Annotated in this window: 18 protein-coding genes and 1 pseudogene; 7 read left to right on the top strand and 12 right to left on the bottom strand. The window is 31.2% G+C overall.

Going from position 1 to position 15,348, the window contains the following annotated elements; genetic code table 11:
* Window positions 1-30: 30 nt before the first annotated feature.
* Window positions 31-582 carry a class I SAM-dependent methyltransferase gene (locus DFR85_RS30915; RefSeq protein ID WP_110271594.1) on the top strand — a complete coding sequence of 184 codons (552 nt, stop codon included), beginning with the start codon at window positions 31-33 and terminating at the stop codon, window positions 580-582.
* Here the strand turns inward: DFR85_RS30915 and DFR85_RS30910 are convergent.
* From DFR85_RS30910 to DFR85_RS30855, 12 genes and pseudogenes are all read right to left on the bottom strand, one after another.
* Window positions 575-2,047 (bottom strand): sugar porter family MFS transporter, encoded by a 1,473-nt coding sequence (locus tag DFR85_RS30910; RefSeq protein ID WP_110271593.1) that lies wholly within the window; start codon window positions 2,045-2,047, stop codon window positions 575-577. The two genes, DFR85_RS30915 and DFR85_RS30910, sit on opposite strands and share 8 nt — an antisense overlap.
* A gap of 366 nt (window positions 2,048-2,413) precedes the next feature.
* Complete coding sequence (locus DFR85_RS30905) at window positions 2,414-3,682, bottom strand: MFS transporter (protein WP_110271592.1); 1,269 nt, start codon at window positions 3,680-3,682, stop codon at window positions 2,414-2,416.
* Between the two features lie 60 nt (window positions 3,683-3,742).
* Entirely contained in the window at window positions 3,743-5,104 is a 1,362-nt protein-coding gene (locus DFR85_RS30900; protein WP_110271591.1) for an MFS transporter, read from the bottom strand.
* 91 nt (window positions 5,105-5,195) lie between these two features.
* On the bottom strand, window positions 5,196-5,429 hold the full coding sequence (locus DFR85_RS30895) for a hypothetical protein (protein ID WP_110271590.1): 234 nt from the start codon (window positions 5,427-5,429) through the stop codon (window positions 5,196-5,198).
* 549 nt (window positions 5,430-5,978) lie between these two features.
* Window positions 5,979-6,413: a PIN domain-containing protein gene (locus DFR85_RS30890; protein ID WP_110271589.1), complete on the bottom strand. Its 435-nt coding sequence runs from the start codon at window positions 6,411-6,413 to the stop codon at window positions 5,979-5,981.
* Window positions 6,373-6,603, bottom strand: coding sequence for an AbrB/MazE/SpoVT family DNA-binding domain-containing protein (locus tag DFR85_RS30885; protein WP_110271588.1), 231 nt, complete (start codon window positions 6,601-6,603; stop codon window positions 6,373-6,375). Before DFR85_RS30885 ends, DFR85_RS30890 begins: the two co-directional genes overlap by 41 nt.
* A 334-nt stretch (window positions 6,604-6,937) precedes the next feature.
* The gene (locus DFR85_RS30880; protein ID WP_281351098.1) at window positions 6,938-7,996 is read right to left on the bottom strand and encodes an AAA family ATPase; all 1,059 of its coding nucleotides are present in this window, start codon (window positions 7,994-7,996) and stop codon (window positions 6,938-6,940) included.
* A gap of 21 nt (window positions 7,997-8,017) precedes the next feature.
* Complete coding sequence (locus DFR85_RS30875) at window positions 8,018-8,191, bottom strand: hypothetical protein (protein ID WP_162582886.1); 174 nt, start codon at window positions 8,189-8,191, stop codon at window positions 8,018-8,020.
* A gap of 628 nt (window positions 8,192-8,819) precedes the next feature.
* Entirely contained in the window at window positions 8,820-9,164 is a 345-nt protein-coding gene (locus DFR85_RS30870) for a YbjQ family protein (RefSeq protein WP_110271586.1), read from the bottom strand.
* 328 nt (window positions 9,165-9,492) lie between these two features.
* The gene (locus tag DFR85_RS30865) at window positions 9,493-9,912 is read right to left on the bottom strand and encodes a CBS domain-containing protein (RefSeq protein WP_162582884.1); all 420 of its coding nucleotides are present in this window, start codon (window positions 9,910-9,912) and stop codon (window positions 9,493-9,495) included.
* 463 nt (window positions 9,913-10,375) lie between these two features.
* Window positions 10,376-10,498, bottom strand: coding sequence for a hypothetical protein (locus DFR85_RS32180; protein WP_281351045.1), 123 nt, complete (start codon window positions 10,496-10,498; stop codon window positions 10,376-10,378).
* Window positions 10,499-10,589: 91 nt separating this feature from the next.
* Window positions 10,590-10,847, bottom strand: a pseudogene (locus DFR85_RS30855) (IS5/IS1182 family transposase); the annotation flags it as partial.
* Between the two features lie 561 nt (window positions 10,848-11,408).
* Here DFR85_RS30855 and DFR85_RS30850 point away from each other — a divergent pair.
* From DFR85_RS30850 to DFR85_RS30825, 6 genes are read left to right on the top strand one after another with little or no spacing between them, the layout of a single operon-like run.
* Window positions 11,409-12,653, top strand: coding sequence for an ATP-binding protein (locus DFR85_RS30850; protein WP_210433921.1), 1,245 nt, complete (start codon window positions 11,409-11,411; stop codon window positions 12,651-12,653).
* 15 nt (window positions 12,654-12,668) lie between these two features.
* Entirely contained in the window at window positions 12,669-13,199 is a 531-nt protein-coding gene (locus DFR85_RS30845; RefSeq protein ID WP_110271582.1) for a hypothetical protein, read from the top strand.
* Between the two features lie 2 nt (window positions 13,200-13,201).
* Window positions 13,202-13,351, top strand: a complete 150-nt coding sequence (locus tag DFR85_RS30840) for a hypothetical protein (RefSeq protein WP_162582882.1) — start codon at window positions 13,202-13,204, stop codon at window positions 13,349-13,351.
* A gap of 14 nt (window positions 13,352-13,365) precedes the next feature.
* On the top strand, window positions 13,366-13,602 hold the full coding sequence (locus DFR85_RS30835; protein ID WP_110271581.1) for a hypothetical protein: 237 nt from the start codon (window positions 13,366-13,368) through the stop codon (window positions 13,600-13,602).
* A gap of 1 nt (window position 13,603) precedes the next feature.
* The gene (locus tag DFR85_RS30830; protein ID WP_110271580.1) at window positions 13,604-14,404 is read left to right on the top strand and encodes an ABC transporter ATP-binding protein; all 801 of its coding nucleotides are present in this window, start codon (window positions 13,604-13,606) and stop codon (window positions 14,402-14,404) included.
* Window positions 14,405-14,408: 4 nt separating this feature from the next.
* Complete coding sequence (locus DFR85_RS30825; protein ID WP_110271579.1) at window positions 14,409-15,062, top strand: hypothetical protein; 654 nt, start codon at window positions 14,409-14,411, stop codon at window positions 15,060-15,062.
* Window positions 15,063-15,348 lie beyond the last annotated feature (286 nt).

Raw genomic sequence — 15,348 nt, 5'->3', positions numbered from 1 at the left:
GATTTAAACGTAATCTATTAAGTAGATATTATGGAAATAGATTTCGGCACTTATCATCATTCTACCAAACAAGAATCGGAGAACTTTAGGAAAAGAATATCAGAACTTTTTAAGAAAGCGTTTAGCTCAGTCATACAAGATCCTTCTAAAGTATTGGATGCAGGATGTGGACTAGGATTTTTATCAAGCGTAGTAATGGATTATTTTAAAAATACTATTGTGTACGGCGTTGATAATTTTCAAGATACTAGCCTAAAGGATAACAGCATAGAGAAGTTGAGAAAAAATATTTCAATTTTAGGTTTTGATAAAAGATTCTACATAATATCTTCAGATCTAACTGGTATCCCATTCAGGGATAATTCCTTTGATGTTATAGTATCAAATTTAGTCTATCATAATATAAAAGATAGAGATGTAGCATTGCAGGAATTAGTACGTATCCTGAAGCCATATGGATTTATACTTTTAGGAGATTTATTCTTTTATAAGCTACAGTTAAAAAATGTAGATATAGTATCAGAAATATATGATGAGAATTTAGACAAATATAAAATAGTTATATTAAAAAAAGTTATTTAGATTCTGGAACAAGTTTTTCTTTTTTCTCTTCTTTCATTACGATTTCTCTTCCTTTCCTCAATTGTGATGTAGGTGTTTCTCCAAACATTTTGACTACTTGCTCTAGCGATAATCCTTTAGTTTCTGGTAGTAAGAAGTATATGACACCTAACGCTATAGCGTCCAATGCCGTAAATACGAACATTGATCCCGCTAATCCTATGGACGACAACATTACAGGGAAGACTTCAATTATTGCGAAATTTGCTAACCAATCTATTAACGCTATTATTGCAGCCATTCTACCCCTAATTGCAGTCTTGAAATATTCAGCTTGAATTAACCATCCAGTACCTCCTACACCATATGCGAAGAATATTATGAATCCTGCAAACGCTATGAGGGCTCCTATTAATATACCTTCCATTACAAGTATTCCTCCTATTAAATCGAAAACTAGCATTCCTGCATATGCAGAAATTCCTAAGTTCCTTCTTCCTATCCTATCAATATACTTAAAGGCAATGTAAGTGGCTGCTACGTTTATTACAGCAAGTATTGATGCTGCCAAGACTGAGTCAATCTCAGTATATACTGGATTTGTTGAGCTAGCAAATAAATGCAATCCAAGAATTATAGTGGGACCGTAATAGAATGGAACGTTTATTCCAGTTATTTGTTGGAAAACTATCCATAATCCTACTACTAGGAGAGCTCTCTTTGTGGGCGTATCAAACTTTGCCAAAGCTTCAGCCTTAACTTCTTGCGTAGCTTTTTGAATGAGTGAATCGCTAACCTCTAATCCGAACTTCTTTAAGTCCCTCTTTAATCTATCAATTTGTCCAGATAGTAACAACCATCTTGGAGATTCAGGCATCATGAATCTGAATATTAAACCTATTAAAGCAGGAATTGCGGCTAATCCTAATATTAATCTCCATCCTACAGCGTAGGCTAAAGACGGAGCTATTAACAAAACTGCAGATCCAACAAAATAAGATCCCAAAATACCTATTGTTATCATCCATTGTTGCATTATTGCAAGTGATCCTCTTCTGTCCTTTGGAGCGTATTCCGTTATGTAGGCAGTAGCTACTGCAGAATCTGCACCTATAGCTATGCCTATGATTGTCCTCATTATAAGAAGCATTGCCCCATTTATTGTAAGAGCTGAGAGGATAGCGGCAGCAGTGTAAATAGCTGCGTCTGCAATCAATAACGATTTTCTTCCGTATCTATCCGTGTAAAAATAAGCTATTATGGCACCTATAGCTGCGCCCAATGATGCGCTGGCTATTTCGTATCCGTAAACAAATCCAGTAAAATGATATGGGACAAAAACAGATGCAATACCTATAACTTCAGTATCGTAACCAAATAGAAAACCTCCTATCGCAGCTAAGATCGTTATTATCCAATAGAATCTAGTTACTTTCCTAGTGTCTATTTGGTCTAGAATTTGTTGTAATGCTGATTGGGATGACATTAAACATCATAGAATATTATCTAAATCATCATTTTTAAATCTTTTTCTATAATATAAACATGTAAAAGTATAATTATATTTACTAGATTAATGTATACGTTACAAAACGAAAGATATAAATATTATTACAAATCTATCCAACATTAAATGTTTATTATATGATATATTATATATTTTTACCATTGACTAAAAATAAGTTTATTTAAATATAAAGTGAAAAATATTTTAGATTATCATTACTTAAAGCGGATTTCTCATTAGGGAATATTATTAAGAAAGGTAAGAATTGTCTAAACTCAAATAGAAGAATATGATTAATCTTAGAAAAATATAAGTCTTAATATTATAGTAAAAAAGAATACTAGGTTATATGATTTGTTTTACATCTTTCTTTATTAGTAGAACCACTATTCCTGCTATGAAAGCGAAAGCTGCCATAGCGTAAATCCCTGGTAAAAAAGAGTTAGTGTAAGCCTTTAAAACTCCCACTATTATAGGTCCAGATATTCCTCCAAGATTTCCTACGGCATTTATCATTCCTATTGATGCTGCAGAAGATTCACCTTTTAAGAATTTTGTAGGTATTGCCCAGAACGGTGATAGGAAACTGAATATACCTATTGCAGCTACCACGAAAAATATGAAAGATATTGCAGCCGATATTCCTAGAACTGCGGCACTTGCAGCTAATCCGACACCAGCTATTAGAAATACGTAAAAAGTAACCCATTTATGTGTTTGTTTTTTATCAGAATATCTAGCTATAAATATTAGACTTATGGAAGCTATGACGTAAGGTATAACACTAAGAAAACTTGATAAGGACGCCGAGATTCCAGAAAAGCTTGAAATTATTGAAGGAAGCCATATGGTATAACCATATAGGCTGGTGACTCCAAGGAAGTACACAATAGCTAGTTTTATTACGTCGGGGTCCGCTAAGGCTCTGGTCCATCTAGTGTGAACAGTTGGTGAAGTTTCTATTTCCGAAACTAGAAGATTTTTCTCCTCTGTTGATAGCCATTTCGCATCTTTAGGGAAGTCACTCATTAATGTATAAATGAATATTACTGACGCTATAGCTAGGCCCCCCTCATAAAAGAATAAGTATCTCCACCCAGGATCATTACCATAAACCGAAAATATTGTTCCCGCTATTAATCCTCCTATAATTCCAGAAATAGGTATTGCTGCATTAAATAAGCTATTTGCTGTAGCCCTCTCTTTTTTGGTAAACCATAAACTCAAGTAAAATATTACGCCAGCGTAAAATGGAGCTTCTGCAATTCCTAATAAAAATCTTAGTACGTACACTTCAGTAACTGAAGTAGATAACCCTGTTAAAACAGTAATAATGCCCCAGAATAGGAAAGCTAGAGCAAAAACTTTCCTAACTCCTATCCTATTAATCTGTAAATTTGAGAATATTTGAGGAATAAAGTATCCTACGAAGAATAGAGAAGAAGCTAATGATGCAGCCACTGTAGCTGTAGCAGAGCTCAACCCTAGATCGTTAAACATTCCAGCGTCTATTGCATAAGAAATATTTACTCTATCTAGGAAATTAATTAGGTATAATACTAGCACAAAAACTATAATATGGATTACCCTCTTTTTCCATAATGTAGAACTCATAAGTAGAGAATGTTTAAGCGGTATAAAAATGTTATATCTTAGATTTTTTATAATAAAGGTTCACTCAGAAAGGCCTTCTCCAAGTGTTTCTGGTCCTAAATATTGCCCTATACCTACAATTATAGCTCCTATTAGCAGAAGAACGGCAGTAGAGAACCATATATTTGTAGGAGTATCTATAGATTTGAATAGATATTCGTGCATTAAAGGTACATATATACTGAACCATCCACCTAGAAATATCCCCGAAGAATATCCGAAACCAACTCCAGAAGACCTCATTGATGCTTTAAATCTTTCAGAAAGATAAATTGGTATTATTCCCCAAGGTCCTTGAGTGATTACCCCTATAATTATTCCTGCTATCATTGCTATTGCTACACTGTCTATAGTAGCACCGTACATTAACATGTAGTAAATAGGAATTGCGATTATAGCAGTAGCTATAGCCCATATTAACGTTAGTTTTCTTCTCCCAACTATTTGAGATAATGCACCAAAAGATAATGCACCAAAAAACGCAGCTATTGTAGATATAGTGTAAATATCATCTGCCGTGCCTAGCGGAAATACAGAAGGTTTATGTTCCAAGATTGTAGGTACAAAAGCGAATAGGGCATAGGCAAAGAAGAACATTCCAGTCATGTAAAGCATAACTTGAAAGAAATCTCTCCTGTAAGGTTTCCTAAAGAGATCAGTAAAAGGACTTTTCCTTATTTTATTGTTTGCCTTTAAGTTAGAAAAAATTGGAGTATCCCTCATGAATAATCTAACTGCTAGAGCTATAACTGCTGGAATTAAAGCAGTGAGAAAAAGATATCTCCATGCATAGATCTCAAGAGCCTTTTGACCGAAAATTGAGATAAAGAGAGCTAACACAGCAGCAGCTAATGCAGCGCCGAAAGAGAAACCACCTTGAACCAGACCGCTCATTAAACCTCTCCATTTATATGGAGTCCATTCCATTGCAAAAGGATGTCCAGCAGCATATTCTCCTCCTGCAAATATTCCTACTCCTATTCTTATTATAACAAATAGAATAAAAGATAATATTCCTACTTGAGCATAAGTCGGTAACGCTGCAGTTAGTGCACTAGTAACTCCTAGACCTAATACTGTTATAATCAGATCGGTCCTTCTACCTAACTTGTCTCCAAAATGCCCAAAAATTGCTGATCCCACAGGTCTAAATATTATAGTCAAGGAATATGCTAATATAACGCTAAATGCTGCTAGTAAAGGAGATGAAGGTGGGAGAAGTACAACAGCCAAAACTGGAGCTATTGTTAATATCATTGTTAGGTCGTACGCATCAAGGAGAAATCCTAAAAACTGAGATCCTACAGCCTTTGCTGTATCCTTACCAAAAGAAGCTGGACCATCTTTTTCCAGATTTTTGCCTATCTCCTCTTTTTTAGCCATATTTAATCATGATATTTTATATTATAGTCTAATAAACCTTCATAATAATATTATTAAAAATGTATATAGAGCTTAAAAGGATATTAAAAAATTATGACTTAATTAAATATATCTTACTCTGAAATACTTCTGGAACTAATAATACTGGCAATAACAATAGTACTAGTGGGGTTACTGCAGTAGAGTTTTCAGAACTTACAGACTTAGAGGGGTCTGTTGATTTAACCCAAGGAGGATAATAGTTCCCGAACGGATGTCCAGGCCATCCCATATAACCTAATCCTAGTTTGGCTGCTTGTAACCATTCTTGTTCCTCCTCATGCATTGATGAAACTAATGTAGAATTTTATAAAAATTGGTGTCTCTAGGAATCAAAGATTTTTAGTGCAAATTTGCTTATATCTTTAGGGTATGAAATAGCCAGTGTAATATAAGAAATAGAAGGTCAGATTAATGTATATTCTATATGATAAATTTGATAGTAGTTGATCCGTGTGAAGGGGAAAGAAATTGCTATTATTGTATAATTAAAGAAGAATATCTTATGTGATATATTCGAATGGTTAGTAATAGATAATGATATTACTAACTAGAATAGTTAGTAACTACTTAAATTATAAATATTTAAATAATTTAGAGAAGTTTAAAGCTTTAGGAAAGTAATTCCAGACATTATAATCATTTACTTTATTTTAATTCAAAATAATATAATAATATTAAGCATAAAGATATTATATATTTTAAAATAAGTCAAAATTTAGCCTCATTTAATCAAGGGGGACTTTCATTATATGCTATAATATGATCAAGTAGTTAAAGAGAATCATAGTATTTTAATCGATATTAATTGATCTATATATTAAAACTGTATAATCTAAATTAATATGATTTTATTAGTATCTAATCCTTTTCTGTTTAAGAATTCGTAAAACGATTTATCCATTGTAATTAAAGGAACTCCAGTACTTTTGTAGGCAGAATATAAGGTTGCGTCAAATATATCGTTCCATCCATTGTTTATAATCTCATATATTATTCCCAAATCTTGTTGTCCCAGTGAGATTAATCTAACATTACTTATGATGTACGATAAACCTTTCATTGCATCTTCTGGTATTTGACTTAATTTTAGCTTCTTTGCTTCTTTAATGATTACAGCTATAAGTTCTGTTAACATAAGTGATGGATAATATATGGTTTTTCCATCTAATAGATCATTCTCAATACCTTTAACCTTAATTCCTGCTAATGGAAGTAAAAATGATGTATCAACTATTAATTCCGAGAGATTTACTAATTTCTTCTCCAATCTCTTCTACCTCATTTACGTCTATTTCTGCCCAATACTTAGTCGGCTTTCTAAGGGGTATTAGCTCTATTTTGTCTCCCTCCTTCACAATTAGCTCTATTTTGTCTCCCTCCTTCAAGTTTATACTCTCGGCTATATCTTTTGGAATATAGATAGCGTTCCTTTTCCCAACTCTTATTATTCTTTCCATAAATCTTTTTCTGATTATTCTGATTAATAAGCTTACTCTGAGCAGACGCTTTGTTGGTTACTTCAGTTTTTCTCAGAAATAATGTTAAACTTACTTTTAATCAAACGTCTGGTTTAGAATTTATCTTGATCTAGTGAGTTCAAGACCTAAGAAAATTCAATTAGTCCACAAAGCACTAGACTATATATTGCATTGCACTCTAGCGAATTCATTTTTATATTATTACAATAATTTCAGTGATATTATGTTTATAAATTAACGTAGCTTTATTATATTTATATTTTAATCAAGAAGTGTATATAATTCGATATATAGTGGAAACATTACTAGGTAGCTAAAATGCTTTCTCTATTAAGATATCCGCAGGCCTATATATTTCATTTTCCTTAATTAGAAAAGAAGCGTCAATTAAGTTTTGTAATAATTCAGTTAATTTCTTATCGTCAATTCTAACCCCTTCCTTAGCTTCTATAGCTCTTTTAGATTCACTCCATCTACAACCTTTTTTACAAACGCCCATTATTGTATAATATCTTTCCTTAGCCTCCTCTCTTCCTTTTAGAAAATTCCTAAATTCTTTCTTTATTAAAGAAACAGCTAACTCTATAGTTTTATTTAAGGCTTCCTCGTGATCCTTTTCTTGAATGTAATTAAAACCGTAATATGTTAACCAACCTGGAATTCCTCCTATATTATTATATACATCTTCAAGTAATTTCTCATCGAGATTAATCTTCACTTCTTCAAATCCTTTTTTTAAAAATTCTATAGCCTTTTCCTTAGTGAAGGGATGTATAGTAATTTCCGTCATTGCCCTACCGAAAAGCGGCGAATTAGGATCTTTAATTTTTAAAAATCTATATACCATGCCTATTTCGCTTCCAGTAAATAAGAACCTAATTTTTAGATTATCATAAGCATAGGCTAACGGATTAAGTAAATTATATCCTTTTAGCTTTCTAAGTTCCTGAGATTCATCAAACACTATTATAACCTTTTTATCTTCTTTTTCACTTATTTCAGAAAGTTTATCAAATATTTCAGATATTTCTACCTTTTGTTTTCCCCAATTCAGTTTTATTTCTAAACCAGCAACATTGATCCCCTTTATTCCTTCAAGTAATTTCTTTATTCTTTGAGGAAATCTATTTAATGCTTTTTCAAGTTCTATTATTACATCCTTATAAGTTATAAAAGTTTTAGTTTCGTATTTCCTCAAATCTAAGTATATCCATATAGCATCCTCTTCCTTCATTAAAACCTTGACCAAAGAAGACTTACCGCTCCTCCTTAAACCTAATAAGAGTGAAACAGGATAATTTATTCCATTTTTAAGCTTTTGAAGCTCTTCCTCTCTATCGAATAAATCTTTAGGATCCTCCTTAGGTTTTATATCGAATAACAGGGTATACCACTAGTTACTGGGTAGGTATACAGTAAAATAAAGTTTTCCTAATGGATTCTCTGCTTTATAAGTTACTTCAATTTTTATCAAAGCTAATGTTAAACTTAATTTTGGTCTAACACTAGATTTAGAATTTGAAAAGACAATTGGTTTAACATCGAAGAAAACTATAGAATTCAACAATACTTAAGAAAATAGTTTTAGTTTAATGAACTTTATGGTTCTCTCAATTACCTTAGATTATTTCCGGGACAGAAAAAGATTAGATCTGTAAACTTTCTTTCCAGTTCTTAATCTTCAATCCTTCTATCATTGAAAAATGTTTAGTATTTGAAGTAACTAATGTAGAGCTATGGGAGATTCAGATTTCTTTTGTGAATTCGCCTAATTTAACTCTTTTTAGAATAATTAGCTAAAAATTATGGTGAAACTTAGCGTTAATGTAGTAGATTTGTATCACATAAAAGGCATAAAATCGCTATTCACAATGGATCAGCGAATTGCCCCTTATTCTTTCCATTAATATTTTTCTGATTAATAAGCATATTCTAACTAATAGATAATTTGTACTTTTAATTTGGAAATTTTTGACTAGTAAGTTCAAAATTTTAATTTAAGATTCCTTATTAAGTAGAAGAGATTGTTACCAGTTATAAATTAAAAATATGGTAAATGATAATTAAAAACTTACTGGAAGTAATAGTCTTATTGATTTAGCTTTAAACTGTATTTATGTTAAAATAAATAGTCTAAAAAATAGAATAGTTCTGAAAATCCTAATGTATTAACCATTTAGTTTTTTATTCTAGATTTAACTGTTTTTAGTTACAATTACTGCAGTTCCATAAGCTATTATCTCATCCATGTTTTGAGCTAGTTCGTTAGAGTCGAACCTAACATTTATAACTGCATTTGCTCCAAGAGTTCTAGCGTTATCAATCATTCTTTGTAGTGCTTGTAATCTAGCTTGTTCAGCTAATTCTATATATTCTTTGATTTCACCTCCAACTAGGCTTCTTAATGAGGCTACTATATTACCTCCCAAACCTCTGGATCTTACTGTTATCCCTATTACTAATCCTCTAACTTCAACTATCTTATATCCAGGTAATTCTTCTGCATTAGTAACTAGAATTTGATTTTCTGCAAAACTCATAATAATTCATATTTAAGTCAGAATTTAAAGTTTTCGATTAGTAGATTAAATAATTAGATATAATATAATTATTGGGGCATATTACTAGAATTCTAAGCATATAATTGAAGCTAATTTGAAGATACAAATTCAAAACTAAATCATATTACAAAATACTGACATTGATTTATTATCATTAGAACTGTTTCATACATTAGTCAATATATTTTAAAAAAAAGAAATTAATAATTAATATGAAATATATAGATCTTATTTAATCAATATTTCCTTAAATTTAATTAACACATTATAGTCTTTATTCTTACTTTTTCCTTAGTTATTATACAGCTTATCTCCAGGAACTAGGCCATTCTTTAGAGAAAAGTAGAATGTAACTAATAATATCTCTTCTAGTTATAGTTCCCACGATATTTCCATTCTTTCGAATTACTAAGTGCCTTATCTCATTATTTAGCATGGTATCTAAAACTTCTAAAACATCTTCGTCTCCATTTATTGTTATAACTGTTCTAGTCATTATTTTTTGAATATTTGATGACGGATCGAGTTTATTTGCTACTGCCTTAACAATATCCTTATCAGTAACTATACCTACAAGTTTACCTTTTTCGGCAACTAATAAAGAGTTGATGTTATTCCTAATCATTTCACTGGCAGCATCCGCTATACTGGAATTAGTATCAATCATTAATGTCTGTTTCTTAAGCATATCGCTGAATTTTATATCTAATAGTTCATTTACTCTCATTTCATCCACCTTCATAAATATAATTATTAGCTTTCATCATAAATATAGTTAATGGTTTGATAGTTAATTGATCTTTTTAAATGTTAATAAAGATTACAACAATAATATTCATTAAAAGTATTAGATTTTATGAATATTTTGTAGAGGAAATAATGGGAATGAGTTAAGTAAAGAAGAGAATTAACAGATTGAGGATAAAATAAGCTATAAAGAATAAGTACTATAGTGCTTTGTGGAATTCTTAAATCTTAGATATTAAGCCTCTTGTTTTTCTTAAATTCGAAATCAAAAGTCAGATTAAATCTTTAGCGTTAGCTTCAATGAAGATTGAAGTAAACTAAAAAATAGTGCTATATAGCAAACTCTAATTAATTTTAGAGATCTTAATCTAGAAATCGATCAAGTTTAGAACGTAATTTAGATTCCTAGGAAGGGGTTTGGGTATCTAGAGCTGAATTTGGACTTATTGATTTATAGTAATAATATTTGCTAATATTTCTGCTGAAATTAGAACCATGGGAACGCCTACTCCTGGATGAGTGTAGTGTCCAACATAATATAGATTTTTAACTTTTTTGCTTCTCATTGCTTTGTGGGTTCGTTCAATATATTTCATTAGAATGATACAGTAAAAATGTGCTTTCTGTAGAAAATAATAAATCTTCCAATTTACTATACTAAGACTTAACTTCAACTCCCTTAGCTCGATCAACAACAAGGTTAGCCATGTCATCCAAGCATAAGCCAAACTAGCTTAGCCTCAACAACTTGACCAGCAAAACTCGTAGCCCTAACAGACTCACCAAATGCTTAACAGCAGAGAACAAGGACTCAACCAACCACCTTAACTAACCCTTCTCATCCCGCCAACGTTCATAACCCAACTTCTTGAACTCGCGCACAGCCTTACGCCTAGCAGGATGACCACGCCTAGTACGGTAGACCCAAAATCTTATTAGTAAAAATAATTTTTATTCATTATTAGTAGTTCGTAACGATTTAATGTAATTAGTTAGATAATTATATGATAATTTTTATAAATTTCCAAGTACCATATTAGATTTTTTATATTTCCACACAATTAACTGAGGAATATTATTATAATATTAGAAAATGATGAGATGCGTATGATAGAATCTGTTTTATTTACATTGATTATTTAATACATTATTCTTAATGCTCTTGATTATGAGTATAATGAAATATATTCTTTTATTTATTAAGAAAAAATATGAGGTTTAATATTGAATTTATATTTGTAATATGATTTTGGGTCTACCGGTGATGGGGGAGTAGTTCACTCCGCTACCTAGAAGATTGATAAAGAGAGATTTTGCTAACAGAATTAAATTGTAAAAAATAAAAATTATCTTAGACGCACAATATTTTCATAGATGTTAAAATCGCATTAATGAAATTAAACTGGTCTCTTAGAGACCAATTATTACGTAAAACTGGTCGGAAAAAGACTTAAACTTGCAATTATCATCATTCTTATGGAAGAAGGAATAAAGAGCTTCATAGCAGAATGGCTTACTTCAGCATTACCTAATATAATAGAAAGGGACTTATCCTTACCTCTAGACAAGGATTACGTAATTACAGTAACCGGTGGGAGAAGAAGTGGCAAAACTTTCCTTCTCTATCAGACAATAAAGAAAATAATTGAAGGAGGGTTAGCTTCCCATGACGAAATCTTATACGTTGACTTTGACGATTATAGGTTAAAAAACATGACTGTTAACGATTTGGATAAGATAATTTTGTCCTTTGAAGAACTTATCGGCAAAACTCCTAAGTATATTTTCTTTGATGAGATTCAAGATGTAAAGGATTACGGTAGTTGGTTTAGGAAGAGGTTAAACGCTAGGATATTTCTCTCAGGCTCGTCTTCACAACTAACGCCTTTAAATATAGCTAATGAACTTAGGGGAAGAAGTGTTAATTATGAAGTTTACCCTTTATCTTTTAAGGAATTCCTTAGGTTTAAAGGGTTTATTTATAATCCCTTGATGGACTATACTCTGCAAAGAGGAAAAATACTCTCCTTTCTGAAGGAATATTTGCAGTTCGGTTCTTATCCTGCCGTTGTAATTGAGAAAGATAAGGTTCAACTATTGAGGTCATATTTCGATTCAGTAATAGTCAGAGATCTTTCTATAGTTAAACCTAATATTACTGAAGTCTTTGCAAGTTTTCTTATAGCAAATTACTCCAATCCTATTACCGTGAATAGAGTTTATAATTATATGAAAGGGTTGGGAATTAAAATAGGTAAAGATACTATTCTGGAACTGTTTTCAAAGGCTAAAGAGACTTACTTTTCATTCCTAGTTGAGGAATTTGAAAAGAGCGAAAGTAAAAGAAGAGCTAATCCTAAAAAGCTCTATATAATCGATACTGGTTACCCAACAGCTTTGGGTTACGAATTCTCAATTTCTAGGGCAATGGAGAACGTAGTATATCTTGAGTTATTGAGAAGGGGATGCAAGGAAGTATTTTACTGGAAAGGTAAAAGGAGAGAAGTTGACTTCGTTGTATCTAAAAATTTTGAACCTAAGATTTTAATTCAAGTAACCTACGCTATGGATAAGATAGAGGAAAGGGAGATGGAAGGACTTAAAGAGGCAAGCTCGTCTTTGAAAGCTGATGAGGGAATAATAATAACTTGGGATTATGAAGGAGAGGTGGACGGATTTAAAGCAATACCTTTGTGGAAGTGGCTATTAAATAGCAAGTAAGTTAGGTAATAGTAGTTGTCTACTATATATAGAGAATCGCATCTAGATAAAATGCTCTTAAAGAAAGTTATTTTAACTAGCTATCTCTCCAGTTACTGGGGATATCCCCTGTTATTTGATCCTACAAAAGATAACGTATTCGAGAAAAACCAGGAAAATTTTCCTAAACCACCAAGAGAAATAAAAATTTTAGAACATGGAAATACTACTATTGATGAATTTCAAATAGGCTATATGAAGACAAATAATATAGAAGGATATGAAATTACAATAGATGCGGGTAACGGTGTTCATTATGTTGTGCTATCGATAAATACCCAAAAAGATTTTATCACAGTAATAGAAAAATTCTCGAATTCGTTGAAGAAGCCAGACCATATAGAAACAGATATGAAAGTGATATTAGTGTCTAGCCATGGAAAAATTATTAACAAGGTATTAGATGGAAGATATAAAGTACCACGACAGAAGCTTACCGTTGAATCATTAGCAGAAAAAATAAAAAATGAAGGACTATCATTCTTAAAAATAGAGAAGGTGAGTTGAGTTTGCCAGAATTAGACCTTGAAGTATTTGATGCATGCATAAACTTGCAATGCGCTGGAGATCCATGTAGAGTTTTAACCGACTCATTTACTTGTGGAGAAAAATGTGCAGCGGAAGCAGCTGCAGCTTCAGCGTGTGAGATTCTATGTTAGGATAGGTGTTATAAATGTCAATTACATCAGATTTTTATGTTATTTTTCCATTAGTTCTCTTAGTTTTTATAATATTGTTAGTATATATTGTAAAAATTAAATCTAATTTAGTAATAGGTTTTTCCCTATTAGCTATTGCAATATTTTTAATCATATTAAGTTTTATTCTAGGAAAGCCTGCACTATTTTATATAGGATTTTTTGTCTCAGTTTTTTCCTTAGTTTTCTTTCCTAGAAGAAGAAGGTGGTAATATGTTAGGTCTGTATGAGGTTAGTGCAGGATATGGGAAAACTGAGGTTTTACACGACGTATCTTTTGAAATAAAGGAGAATGGAATCTATATACTTCTTGGTAGGAACGGAGCAGGTAAGACGACTACTTTGAGGGTGATAGCTGGTGTTCTTCCACCTTTTAAAGGTAAGATAAAGAAGGAAGGCAACATAGGGTATCTTTCTCATTCTTTTGCTTTGCCTCAAGAAATGTCAGTAAAGGAATCGTTAGAATTTTTCTCTCAAATAATTGGAGGAGATCCGAATAACGTTATAGGTAGATTCCATTTGGAAGATATATTGGATAAGAGAATATCGAGTTTATCCCAAGGTCAGAAGAAGAAATTGTCATTAGCTAAGGTATTTCTTAAAGATTATAATATATATCTTTTAGACGAACCTACAGAAAATCTAGACCCTATCTTAGCTTCAGAAATAAGAAAATTGATAGTATCTTTATCCAAGAGCAAGATTATAATATATACTTCCCACAATCTGTATGAAGCTAGAGAAATAGGAAATTATGTTATAGTTATAGACAAAGGAAGTATTTCATTATTCAAACCTATAAACGAAATAAAATTAAGAGAATATACAATAGGGATTAGAGCATCAGAAGATTTGTCTAAAATTCTTAAGGGTAAATATCAAGGAGACTATTTTGTAATAAATCTTAATGATCCTGCAGAAGTTAATTCTATAATCCAAGAGCTAATGAGAAGGAATATCAATATATTTGAAATTAAAGAAATGAGAAATCCCCTAGAAGATCTTTTGAGGTGAAGAAATGATTTCGTTCCTATTCCTAAAAAGAATGATAAAAAGAAGTTATAGTACAACAATATATTTTTTGATAGCCTCAATTATTCTTCTTATTATCAATATTTATGAAATAGTTACAATAAAAATTATACTTCCATTTATATTGATATCGCTATTAATGAGTCCTTCTTTCTTCGGAATAATGTTCTCTTCTCTTACAGTATCTTTATTCATAGACGATAGACAAAACGGCCTCCTAGAATTCTTTATTGCAGAAGGAATAAAATCTAGAAAAATATATAATGAATATGTTCTTGCATTTCTTTTAATTTCAATTCCCATTACAGTGATAGTTTCAATAATTTTGGGGTTACTTGTTAGCAATTTATATTATATGATATTAATTTTAATTAACTCTATAGGAATTTCTTGGATGATTATACCGCCTTCTTTATATCTTTCATATCTGCAGAAGATAGCTGGATCTTCCAGGTCTCCATTAGGAACATATATAGGCTTTACTATACTTCTTTCGTATATATACTCAGGGACTATAATTAAATCTGCCATAGGAATTCAAAATCTTATGTTATATGCAGGTATAACAATACTGCTAATAGCTATACTATTAACTATTGTAATAGGCTATACTATTAAAAGTGAAAAACTAATACCTTAACATTTTAAGTATATTGGAAGTTATGAATTTAACATATAACCAAGCATTTTCGTTTACCAGTTCTATTTTTCCTCTACATACTGACTTTCTCTGTAGACCCAAAATAGTTTTACAAATACAAATTCAATATTAAACCTCATATTTTTTCTTCATGAGGAACATATTTCATTATACTCATAATCAGGAACATTAAGGATAATGTATTAAATAATCAATGTAAATAAAACGGATTCTATCATACACATCTCATCATTTTCTAATATTATAATAATATTCCTCAGTTTAC

The organism is Acidianus brierleyi, from assembly GCF_003201835.2.
In the GTDB taxonomy this organism is placed as follows: domain Archaea; phylum Thermoproteota; class Thermoprotei_A; order Sulfolobales; family Sulfolobaceae; genus Aramenus; species Aramenus brierleyi.
This window is presented reverse-complemented; position numbering and strand designations above follow the sequence as displayed.

Coding starts and splice junctions, on each gene's coding strand:
- DFR85_RS30915 (WP_110271594.1), top strand. CDS start 31: ATGGAAATAGATTTCGGCACTTATCATCATTCTACCAAACAAGAATCG.
- DFR85_RS30910 (WP_110271593.1), bottom strand. CDS start 2,047: ATGTCATCCCAATCAGCATTACAACAAATTCTAGACCAAATAGACACT.
- DFR85_RS30905 (WP_110271592.1), bottom strand. CDS start 3,682: ATGAGTTCTACATTATGGAAAAAGAGGGTAATCCATATTATAGTTTTT.
- DFR85_RS30900 (WP_110271591.1), bottom strand. CDS start 5,104: ATGGCTAAAAAAGAGGAGATAGGCAAAAATCTGGAAAAAGATGGTCCA.
- DFR85_RS30895 (WP_110271590.1), bottom strand. CDS start 5,429: ATGCATGAGGAGGAACAAGAATGGTTACAAGCAGCCAAACTAGGATTA.
- DFR85_RS30885 (WP_110271588.1), bottom strand. CDS start 6,603: ATGGAAAGAATAATAAGAGTTGGGAAAAGGAACGCTATCTATATTCCA.
- DFR85_RS30870 (WP_110271586.1), bottom strand. CDS start 9,164: ATGAGTTTTGCAGAAAATCAAATTCTAGTTACTAATGCAGAAGAATTA.
- DFR85_RS30865 (WP_162582884.1), bottom strand. CDS start 9,912: ATGAGAGTAAATGAACTATTAGATATAAAATTCAGCGATATGCTTAAG.
- DFR85_RS32180 (WP_281351045.1), bottom strand. CDS start 10,498: ATGAGAAGCAAAAAAGTTAAAAATCTATATTATGTTGGACACTACACT.
- DFR85_RS30850 (WP_210433921.1), top strand. CDS start 11,409: ATGGAAGAAGGAATAAAGAGCTTCATAGCAGAATGGCTTACTTCAGCA.
- DFR85_RS30835 (WP_110271581.1), top strand. CDS start 13,366: ATGTCAATTACATCAGATTTTTATGTTATTTTTCCATTAGTTCTCTTA.
- DFR85_RS30830 (WP_110271580.1), top strand. CDS start 13,604: ATGTTAGGTCTGTATGAGGTTAGTGCAGGATATGGGAAAACTGAGGTT.
- DFR85_RS30825 (WP_110271579.1), top strand. CDS start 14,409: ATGATTTCGTTCCTATTCCTAAAAAGAATGATAAAAAGAAGTTATAGT.